The 10,571-nt window shown below is 38.1% G+C and carries 8 protein-coding genes and 1 pseudogene; 3 read left to right on the plus strand and 6 right to left on the minus strand.

What is annotated here, in order from left to right; translation table 11 throughout:
• The first annotated feature begins 1 nt into the window (after position 1).
• Both ACOI1D_RS07065 and ACOI1D_RS07070 read left to right on the plus strand, forming a co-directional pair.
• Entirely contained in the window at positions 2 to 799 is a 798-nt protein-coding gene (locus tag ACOI1D_RS07065) for an MBL fold metallo-hydrolase (RefSeq protein WP_422500384.1), read from the plus strand.
• A gap of 38 nt (positions 800 to 837) precedes the next feature.
• Positions 838 to 2,034 (plus strand): S1C family serine protease, encoded by a 1,197-nt coding sequence (locus ACOI1D_RS07070; RefSeq protein ID WP_422500386.1) that lies wholly within the window; start codon positions 838 to 840, stop codon positions 2,032 to 2,034.
• A 215-nt stretch (positions 2,035 to 2,249) separates the two neighbouring features.
• On the opposite strand, the gene ACOI1D_RS07075 is transcribed toward ACOI1D_RS07070, so the two are convergent.
• Entirely contained in the window at positions 2,250 to 2,618 is a 369-nt protein-coding gene (locus tag ACOI1D_RS07075; protein ID WP_422500398.1) for a DoxX family protein, read from the minus strand.
• Between the two features lie 282 nt (positions 2,619 to 2,900).
• On the opposite strand from ACOI1D_RS07075, the gene ACOI1D_RS07080 reads away from it, so the two are divergent.
• Positions 2,901 to 4,619 (plus strand): ABC transporter ATP-binding protein, encoded by a 1,719-nt coding sequence (locus ACOI1D_RS07080; protein ID WP_422500388.1) that lies wholly within the window; start codon positions 2,901 to 2,903, stop codon positions 4,617 to 4,619.
• A gap of 56 nt (positions 4,620 to 4,675) precedes the next feature.
• Here ACOI1D_RS07080 and ACOI1D_RS07085 read toward each other — a convergent pair whose 3' ends face one another.
• From ACOI1D_RS07085 to ACOI1D_RS07105, 5 genes and pseudogenes are all read right to left on the minus strand, one after another.
• Entirely contained in the window at positions 4,676 to 5,122 is a 447-nt protein-coding gene (locus ACOI1D_RS07085) for a GtrA family protein (protein ID WP_422500390.1), read from the minus strand.
• Entirely contained in the window at positions 5,073 to 6,110 is a 1,038-nt protein-coding gene (locus tag ACOI1D_RS07090; RefSeq protein WP_422500392.1) for a glycosyltransferase family 2 protein, read from the minus strand. The genes ACOI1D_RS07085 and ACOI1D_RS07090 overlap by 50 nt, the downstream gene beginning before the upstream one ends.
• Before the next feature lie 72 nt (positions 6,111 to 6,182).
• Positions 6,183 to 7,868, minus strand: a pseudogene (locus ACOI1D_RS07095) (DUF6044 family protein).
• Between the two features lie 402 nt (positions 7,869 to 8,270).
• Complete coding sequence (locus ACOI1D_RS07100; RefSeq protein WP_422500394.1) at positions 8,271 to 9,371, minus strand: M24 family metallopeptidase; 1,101 nt, start codon at positions 9,369 to 9,371, stop codon at positions 8,271 to 8,273.
• A 21-nt stretch (positions 9,372 to 9,392) separates the two neighbouring features.
• Positions 9,393 to 10,484, minus strand: a complete 1,092-nt coding sequence (locus ACOI1D_RS07105; protein WP_422500400.1) for a sodium:solute symporter family protein — start codon at positions 10,482 to 10,484, stop codon at positions 9,393 to 9,395.
• Positions 10,485 to 10,571 lie beyond the last annotated feature (87 nt).

A 10,571-nucleotide genomic window follows, 5' to 3' on the forward strand; every position in this document is an offset into this window, starting at 1 on the left:
AATGACTTTACGTTTTAGTGTATTAGCATCGGGTAGTACTGGGAATGCTTTCTATATAGAATCGGATGAAGAGAGATTATTGGTGGATGCAGGATTAAGTGGTAAGCAATTGGACAAGCTTCTTGGCGAAGCAAGTGTAGATCCTACGAAGCTAACGGGTATATTAGTTACGCATGAGCATAGTGATCATATAAAAGGTCTAGGAATCATTGCTCGTAAATATAATTTACCAATATATGCTAATGAAAAAACCTGGAAGGCAATGGAAGGCTCTATTGGTAAAATTGCATTAGATCAAAAATTCCACTTTGGTATGGAAGAGATAAAAACATTTGGTGACATGGAAATTGAATCATTTGGTGTATCACATGATGCCGCAGAACCTATGTTTTATACCTTCCATCATGACAATAAAAAGGTTGCGTTGGTAACAGATCTTGGCTATGTTTCCGAACGCATTAAAAAAACTGTAGAAGATGCAGATGCTTACATTTTTGAAGCAAACCATGATGTTGGTATGTTACGGATGGGGCGATATCCATGGAATGTTAAAAGACGTATATTGGGTGACTCAGGTCATGTTTCGAATGAAGACTGTGGTCTAGCTCTATATGATATTATTGGTAATCGAACAAAACGTATTTATTTAGCACATTTAAGTCAAGATAACAATATGAAAGATCTAGCCCGAATGTCGGTTAGTGGTGTGTTAGAAGAACGTGGCGTCGCCATCAACAAGACAATACGGATTATGGATACAGATCCAAAAAGAGCAACAGAGCTGTATGAAGTTGTATAAACTGGGCTAGGCACCATTTGTATGAAAGGGATGATAGGATGGACGATTATACAAATAACTCTCCACCATCAAGGAAAAAGACAGGCTGGATTTTCCCCATTCTAATAGGTGTAATAATAGGTGTCGTAGTTGTAGTTGTTGCAATGCCTACATTAATGAAGTCAAACATGGTGCCACAGGAATGGGCAAACAGTTCAATAAACAAAAACGATGTGGTGCCACAAGGTGAAAGTAGTAATTTTGTTAAAGTAGATGTTTCTACCCAAATAACTGATGTTATAGAAAAGGTGGCCCCAGCTGTAGTTGGAGTAGTAAATATTCAACAGCAGATGGATTTTTGGCAAAAGCAAGAAAGTAAAGCTGGCACAGGGTCTGGAGTAATCTATAAAAAAGAAGGTGGCAACGCTTTTGTTATCACCAATCATCATGTTGTAGATGGCGCTGATACGGTTGAAGTTGTGCTATCCAATGACACTCATATAAATGCTGAAATAATTGGTAGTGATTTGTTTTCTGATTTAGCGGTTCTCCGTATAGACGGTAAAAACATTGATCAGGTTATTCAGATGGGATCATCGGATGATGTTAAGGTAGGGGAACCAGCAATTGCGATTGGCAATCCATTAGGTATGCGGTTTTCTGGTTCCGTCACACAAGGCGTAATCAGTGGAAAGCAACGAACGGTTCCTCAGGACTTTAATCAAGATGGTCGACCAGACTGGCAGGCAGAGGTAATCCAAACCGATGCTGCAATTAACCCAGGTAATAGTGGCGGTGCTTTAATTAACATTAAAGGGCAGTTAATTGGTATTAATTCGATGAAAATTAACGAAGCAGCTGTTGAAGGAATTGGATTTGCAATCCCTGTTGACATCGTGAGACCGATTGTCAATGAACTTGAGAAAAAAGGTAAGATAACCAGACCATACTTAGGAGTAGAAATTTATTCACTTGAAGAAGTGCCTCAAACAGAATGGGACAGTACATTAAGCCTCCCAAGTGGCGTTAAAGGTGGCGTGTACGTTTGGAGTGTAGAGAAATTCTCACCCGCGGATCAGGCTGGTCTTGAGCGCTTGGATGTTATCACTCAAGTTGATGGAAAAGAAGTCTTAAACATGATTGATTTACGCAAAATCCTATATCAGGATAAAGAAGTAGGAGACGATTTAAAAGTCACTTACTATCGCGGCAGCGACAAGCAAACAACAACAATAAAGCTTGGAAAACAACGGTAAAAAAACCTCCATCTTCGATTAAGTGAACTACTTAATCTTGGATGGAGGTTTTTATCTTCCATGAACGGGGTTATTTAGTACAGTTGAAGGTTGAAAAGCCATCAACTTATAGCAGATTTATTAAAGCGAACACATGTGCATATGTGTATAAGTCTGTGGATAACCCTCTGGTTATTGCCTGAAAATGAATATTAAACGCTTTTGTTCCGCTTCTATTAGTTAAATTTTCTACCCTTGACATGGTTAAATAGTAACAGTAATAAAATTAACATAACAATGTCAAGTCGTGCTTTGTACAGGAATTGAAAAAAACCTTGATCTGTAAGAAATGGTAATTTTGTTAATAAAATGGCTGCAATCATAATCACAATCAGTGGAACTGTAGCTTCTTTGACATAATAACCACTGGCTATCATAGCACCACATAATATTTCAGTAATTGCAACGATTAATAATACAGTAGCCGGATACGGTATATCTAAGCTGGCAAAGATAGGTAGAAAGTCATCGAATAGTAATTTAACAAGACCAGTAATAATAAAAACATAACCAACCGTATAACACACCCACTTACCCATCGGCATTTTCAATGTTAACACCCCCAATCTATTATTGTTTAACGTATTCCATTGAACCAAGACCTGTACACTATCAAATAATCGAGCTTTTTAATGTATATGCAAGGCTTGGTCAAGTATTGACAAGTTAGTCTATATATTTTTCTAGGGGTGCCTTCTTATTGCCATTAGACAGGATTAGACTTATAATTTTCTTTAGCAGTAAATAAGTGTAACTAAGGCTTTGACCAGAAGGCTCGCCAATAAGCCTAGTTTTCTAATACATATTTAAAAAGGAAGTGCAATTCAGTGATTCAACGTTTTTTCTCTTATTACAAGCCGCATAAACGGCTATTTATGATAGATTTTGGTTGTGCTGTTATTGTTGCAATACTTGAACTGGCATTCCCGGTCGCAGTACAAAAATTTATTGATCAATTACTGCCTGAAGAAAATTGGAATATAATTGTTTTAGTTAGTATTGGTTTATTAGTTATTTATTTACTTAGTACATTTCTTCAATACGTTGTTACTTATTGGGGGCATAAGCTGGGCGTTAATATCGAAACAGACATGCGTCAGGATTTGTTCAACCATGTACAAAAACAATCTTTTCGGTTTTTTGATAATACAAAAACTGGACATATCATGAGTCGGATAACCAATGACTTATTTGATATTGGAGAACTCGCCCATCATGGACCAGAAGACTTTTTTATCGCTATTATGACCTTTGTTGGTGCGTTTTGGATTATGTTTACCTATAACGCCAAGCTGGCATTGATTATTCTGTTTGTGGTACCGATCCTGGTTTGGTTAATCACTTTTAGTAATATTAAGATGAATGCCGCGTGGAAAAAGATGTATACGGACATAGCGGAAGTAAATGGTCGGGTAGAAGATGCCGTATCAGGTGTACGTGTTGTTCAATCATTTACAAATGAAAAGCATGAAATGGCTCGCTTTACAAAGGATAATTACAGCTTTCGTGCAGCAAAAATCAGTGCATATAAGGTAATGGCGTTTGTCCATTCCAACATTTATATGATGATGCGTTTAATTGTTTTAATCGTTTTAGTTGTAGGTTCATGGCTAGCTTTCAACAATGAAACATTTACAAACGGTGACCTCGTTGCCTTTATCCTATTTACGAACGTACTGTTTAAACCAATTGAAAAAATTAGTGCACTGCTTGAGTTATATCCGAAGGGGATGGCAGGGTTTAAGCGATTCACTGATATACTTGATGTAAGCCCTGAGGTTGTGAATCGTAAAAATGCGCAGGAGGTTAAGTCGTTGAAAGGTAATATTAAATTTGACAATGTTACTTTCGGCTACGAGAAAACACAGTCCTCTGTGCTTGATAATTTAAGCTTCTCAGTAGATGCGGGAGAAACCATCGCATTCGTTGGTCCATCGGGAGCGGGGAAAACAACAATTTGTTCGCTGATTCCACGTTTCTATGATGTGAACAGTGGCAGCATAAGTATTGATGGGATAGATCTACGGGACATGACGAAAGAATCTCTGCGTCATCAAATTAGTATTGTACAACAGGATGTATTTTTATTTACCGGAACGCTGCGCGAAAATATCGCATATGGAAAGCTTGATGCAACAGATGAAGAAATTGAAAAAGCCGCAAAAGATGCTCATATGGTAGAGTTTATCAATGAGTTGCCAAATGGCTATGGAACGCAGGTTGGAGAGCGTGGATTAAAGCTGTCTGGTGGTCAAAAACAACGTATCGCAATCGCGCGGATGTTTTTAAAAAATCCACCAATTCTCATATTGGATGAAGCAACTTCAGCGTTGGATACAGAAACAGAAATGATCATTCAGAAGGCTTTGAATAAACTGGCAAAAGATCGAACAACTCTTGTTATCGCACACCGCCTAGCAACCATTAAGAACGCTGATCGCATTATGGTTGTCACAAAAGATGGTATTGCTGAACAGGGTAGCCATGAAGAACTGATCAAGCGTGATGGTATCTTTGCTAATTTGCATAAAGTACAGATGACGTAATTACACATATTAAAAACCGTTAACCCCTTACTAATACAGGGTTTAACGGTTTTTTCTTAGTCATTTTTTTCTTGAAACACAAAATACTTTTGCCCAATGAAGTTTAAAATGGTATAAAATCCTGTCCCAATAATGACAGCAAGCATATCTGATCCAACTAAACCAGAAAGCTCTTCAGGCAATACGTATCTAGTTACCATTAAACTGCCATTATAGGAAATGAAATAGCAGGTTAGAATAATCAGTATGAATCTTGGGACACCAGTATTTACACTGACATGGCTTTTAAACGTAAAGTTTCGGTTTAGAATATAACTAGCCGCTGCTCCGATTGTGTTTCCTATTAACGTTGAAGTCCAGTAATTCCAGCCCAATACGTTCAAAAGGAAAAACATTATAGACAGACCTATAAGGGTGTTGAAGATACCAACAAGTAAGAAGCGGATCAGGTGATTAGTTGGTTTCGGATAGCTTTCGGGCATTGAGCCTACGTGATGGTTCATTTTCGATACGGTCTCCATTCAACAGATGGCGTTGCAGGGGCATATTCAACGTGTTAATATCGATAATATACCGTGGCCTCCGTTTTGTTTCTTTATAAATTTTCCCTATATATTCTCCGACAAGCCCAAGTGCTATTAGCTGCAGGCCACCAATCAACCAAATAGATGTAATCAGTGAAGTCCAGCCAGTTTCTGTATTACCAAAAAATTTAAGTGATAAGAAATAGCCACCAAAGATTATACTTAGCATGAACGAAATACAGCCAATTACCAGCACAAGACGTATTGGTGTAACCGAAAACGAAGTAATTCCGTCAAGAGCAAATGAAAGCATTTTTTTCAAAGGATACTTTGTTTCCCCAGCCAGTCTCTTTTTTCGATTGTAATGGACTATCGTCGATTTAAATCCTATAAGTGGCACAATTCCCCGCAAGAACATGTTTGCTTCATCAAAGTGTTCCAGCTCTCCAACCGCCCTACTGCTCATCTGTCGATAATCGGCATGGTTGTAAACGAGGTTAACGCCCATTTTCCGCATTACTTTGTAGAAACCTTCTGCTGTGTACCGTTTAAAAAAGTTATCGGTATCACGCTTTTGTCTTACGCCGTAAACTTCATAGCCTTGCTTAAATTTTTCAACAAACGTACTGATAATAGCTATGTCGTCTTGCAGATCAGCGTCAATTGAAATCAGGCAATCAGACGAATCTTTTGCAGAAAACAAACCTGCGAGAAGTGCATTTTGATGGCCAACATTTCTTGAAAGTTTTAGTCCACGAATGAAATCCCCCTTAATTGTTTCATGGTAGATCATAGACCAGGTCTTATCCTGGCTTCCGTCATCAACGAATAATATTCTACTATTTTTTGAAACCTCCAGGTTGGCAACCATTTTTGATAATAGGTTGTTCAATTGTGCAAAGGCTTCTGGAAGAACAGCTTCTTCGTTATAACATGGGACGACAATAGTTAAAACAGGTTCCTTCATTTTTGTATCCTCCTGTTGCTAAGCTGTATATACTTAGTATTTTGACATGTAGAGTTAGGAAATGCAGAAAACTTATATAGCTTTATAAAGATAGATTTCCCACGCTGAGGCTTCTGAGTTAAATATTTTGTCTAATGAAAGTTGATTTTCGGCAGCATTATCAATTGGAACAGAAGAAAAGATATATTTACCGCCCATCTTTTTGAAAGGATCCAAATTCAATTCCAGGTTTTTAATCCGTTTTTTTGAATCTTTTTTAAACATATAATTCTTGCCAAGCTCATCCGTGAAAATATAACAGCGACCGCCCCACTCATTGAAATACGTCTAAATAGTCTTATTTTTATCCAACTCTTTCTTAATTATTTTCCGGAACTGATCTTTGTAGGATATTGGATAAAAGTTATTATAGGTATCAAGCGTGTAAAAACCGTTGTACTGGGAAATTGCTGGATGTAGGCCAATACTTGCCACTCGGTAATCCTCCTGGGGCAGGCCAATATAATGTTCAATCTCTTCAAATTGCTCTACGGCATAAAATTCCTTAACAGACGGTTTATTTTGGTAGACAATTTCCTCATTAGAAAGCAGAAGTATAACGATCTGCGTTATCAGTAGCCAAGGGATAGTCCTTCTCCAAAGATTTCCCAGGTCCCACAGGATTTTGAGACCAATCGCCAGCAACATATATAAAATAAGTGGGCGGAGAAAATGATAGCGGGCGAAATTAAAGGTATCGAGGAAAGGAAATCGCTCTGTCAGAGGTAACCATCCTTCATAAAACCAAAAAGCATACCAGGCTGATAACGCGAAATTAAGGGTAAATAAAAAAACAAATACTTTTTCCTTCCGCCACCATCCCCTTTTCCATACAAAGTAAAAAGCTAATAGCGTAACAGGCAAAATCACTAGAGTATGAATGGTCAACACATGCGTATGGCCAAAAATATAATTTTTGAATGTAAGCCTTACCGCGTGAAAGAAACCGAGTCGTGCATGGAAATAATCGTCTCGGCTATTTTCCTCATGGTCAAACAGAAAGGAATAAACGAGGCGATAATCCGAAAGCAGATAAATGAATGTCATGTAAGCTATCGATAGGAAAAACCGCCAATTCCAGCCCTTTTTTCTTATTACATCGGTGAGCCAGAATACTCCCATTGCGCTGAGGAAAAAGAAAAATCCCAGAACAATGCTTGAATAAAGTGGCAGGAGTGTAAGTGTTAAGTAATTTTTCCAAGAGTACTCCCCTTTTCTGATATTCAATAAGGCCCACAATGCAAGTGGCATTCCAAGCGTACTAAGCATTCCAGAAGGCCAGAAAGGAGTAAGTGCAAAGGCCAGGGACGCACCCACTCGAATAGGTGCCCAAGCTTGTTTTGGAACAATGTGTTTTTTTAGTAGTAAATACATCCCTAAAAATGCGACAAAGCGTGTAATCGCTTGGCTGATTGCATAGGCGGTCATTGTCGGAAATAAAGCATAAAGCCAGACAATCAGTGTAAGCTCTGTCCCTAAAGCATTACGCTGGAGCCACCCATTGATAACTTGCGGAATCCGGGCATTGAGGTCCCCAGTCAGTTCACCGCTTTCAACTAGCACCTTATACCATGCAAGATTGGAATCAAGGTTGTCATGTACCCTTATATGAGCATTTTCGCCGAGAATGAAGAGTGGTGAAAGGGAAATCGCTATAATAAATAAAGCTAGGATAATGAGCACGCGTTCTTTCTTTGGTTCAAATAAAGGCAGTATCATCACCCCCAAAAGATAATTTATGAATGTAAACAGTCTTAAGATTTACTTTTACTTATGAAATTATTCCCTTACTTCCCAAAAAGTAGTGCAATCTATTATTGAATGTAAAGCAAGGCTGTTTTCTAAAGGGTTCGTTTCTTTCCTACTACCCTTTATTAGTTGGGTGTTGATCCAGCATTTCGGAAAAACACGCGCTTTCCATGGTGAATGATCTTCATAAGGCCGATGAAAGTCAAAACGAGTGAGAAAACAAAGGGAAGTGATCTTCATTACGGTAAGTGACTACTTATTACTACTTATTCTGATAATAAGAAAAAACGTACCAAGAAGTGATAGATATTAAAATAAAGAAAGAGCCAACTTCTCGATTATCCGAGTAGTTGACTCAATTTACTAATCTAATTATTCTATTATTTGGAGTTTTTTAGGGAATTTGGTAAGTATCTCGCACCCGTTTGCAGTAATGAGAACGTCATCTTCTATTCTTACTCCGCCTACTCCTGGAACATAAATTCCTGGTTCAATAGTAAATATCATTCCTTCTTTTAAAATTCCATCATTTAAGTGATTCATAGAAGGAAATTCATGAACATTAATACCCATGCCATGTCCGATACGATGTGGAAAATAGTCACCATACCCTGCCTCTGTGATAATATCTCGAGCTATTTTGTCTAAATCACCAATTCGAGTGCCTGGTTTGCTAGCATTTAAAGAAGCTAGTTCAGCTTTTAAAACAGTATTATAAATTTCCTTTTGCTTTTCTGAGGCGGATTTAAAGGCTACAGTACGAGTTATATCGGAACAATACCCTTCAAGCACAACGCCCATATCAAACAATACCATGTCTCCAGGTTTCAACTCCCGGTCACCTGGATTACCGTGCGGATCACCGGACTTTTCACCAAAAAGAACCATAGTTGAAAAGGACATTTCACGAATCCCTTTTTTCTTTAACTCATATTCAATTTTAGCTAAAACTTCCATTTCACTGATACCTTCCCGGAGGGCGTTAATTCCTACTTGTACTCCATAATCAGCCATTTCTGTAGCGCGTCTTATTATGGAGATCTCACTATCTTCTTTTACAACACGCATTTCATTTAATTTTCCCTCCACTGAAACGACCTTAGCTTCCGAAAATAAATTTAGAAATGATTCACTGCGTGCCAATGAAAGTACTTCTTTCTCCACTGCAACTTCTTCAACATTTTTAAGACGCCTTTTTTCAAGGGAAGTTTTAATTAGTTCCCATGGATTCTCATGATCGGAGTAACCAACGATTTCGTAAGCCCAACCCGAATCTTTTAATTGGTTAACTTCCATTGCGGGTAAGACAAACAAAGGGTCCCCCTGTCTGAACATGAAAATTCCCATTAGACGTTCATGTGGATCAGTGTAGAAATTAGATAGATAAAAAACATTTTCAATTGAATTTAAAAAGGCTACTTCGATGTTCTTTTCGTTCATCCAAGCTGTTAATGTTTCTAAACGCTTTTGCATGCAAACACTCCTATCCAAAATTTACTTATGTTTCTTTTGCGTAGCTAACGAAACAGTTATAAGCACAATAACGGCTGCTGGGACAGAAATGACAACACTATTTAACTCAAATGGTTTACTTAGTAAAATTTCCCATACCAATGTTGTTACCACACCTGTAATCATGGAAGAGATACCGCCTATTGCAGTTACTCGCTTCCAGAAGAATACTGCTAGAATTGCTGGTGTTATACCTGCACCATATACTGTATAGGCATACATTTGGACTGCTAAAACAGTAGGGAAAAAGCTGATTAACAGATATGAAAATACACCAAGAGCTACGATGAATAATTTTGTCATGCTTAATTGTTTCTTATCTGACGCATCTTTATTAATATACTTTCCATATATATCATACGTCATATTCGTCGCAGCTGAAAGCAAATAAGAATTTCCTGTTGTTATGATAAAGGCGGCTGCGGCAGCAAGTAATATACCCCCTATTCCAACAGGAATCACCAGGGTAGTTGCCTTTAATGCCATTCCTGAATCTATATCAGGAAATAAGGAACGAGATGTAAATGCTATTATAGAAATTGCTGGTGAAATAATTAGCATGATGATTAGCCATCCGATTTGAGCCTTTTTGGCAGTTGAATCTCCTTTTGAAGATGCTAAACGTTGATACATGTTTTGGTCACCGAGTAGTAGAAATAATGCTGGTAGGAGATAACCTATCAATTGGATTGTTGTTAGTCCTCCTGTTGCAGACATATGTGATTCCGGGACATTTGCAACGATAGTATCCCAACCCCCAGCAATTCCGATAATTACTGGTACAGTGATCAACAAACCTCCAACCATTAAAAATCCACTTATTGCATCAGTTTGAGAAACAGAACGAAGCCCGCCAATCATCGCAAGGAATATGATTAATGCAGCACCAATTATCGTACCTACTTCTACACTCATACCGGTTGTAAGGTTTAGAATGAATCCGAAACCTTTCATTTGATAAGAATCAATACCCACATAAGCTAGAATAACTATGACACTTGCAAGATTGCGTGCAGAAACCCCATATTTTTCTTCAAGAATACATGAAATCGTGTATTTTCCGAATGCCCTTATTAATTCCTATGAAAGCCAACTCTGGGACCCGTGCCAATATAGAGGGTAACCGCCAAAGAAGTTGCTGTCAAATCAGCTTTACCTTCC

It is taken from the genome of Virgibacillus sp. DJP39 (assembly GCF_049310925.1).
Taxonomy (GTDB): Bacteria; Bacillota; Bacilli; order Bacillales; family Amphibacillaceae; genus Virgibacillus_F.

Excerpts from the sequence above, each read along its gene's own strand:
- ACOI1D_RS07075 (WP_422500398.1), bottom strand. The coding sequence starts at position 2,618 with ATGCCGATGGGTAAGTGGGTGTGTTATACGGTTGGTTATGTTTTTATT.
- ACOI1D_RS07085 (WP_422500390.1), bottom strand. The coding sequence starts at position 5,122 with ATGAACCATCACGTAGGCTCAATGCCCGAAAGCTATCCGAAACCAACT.
- ACOI1D_RS07070 (WP_422500386.1), top strand. The coding sequence starts at position 838 with ATGGACGATTATACAAATAACTCTCCACCATCAAGGAAAAAGACAGGC.
- ACOI1D_RS07090 (WP_422500392.1), bottom strand. The coding sequence starts at position 6,110 with ATGAAGGAACCTGTTTTAACTATTGTCGTCCCATGTTATAACGAAGAA.
- ACOI1D_RS07100 (WP_422500394.1), bottom strand. The coding sequence starts at position 9,371 with ATGCAAAAGCGTTTAGAAACATTAACAGCTTGGATGAACGAAAAGAAC.
- ACOI1D_RS07065 (WP_422500384.1), top strand. The coding sequence starts at position 2 with ATGACTTTACGTTTTAGTGTATTAGCATCGGGTAGTACTGGGAATGCT.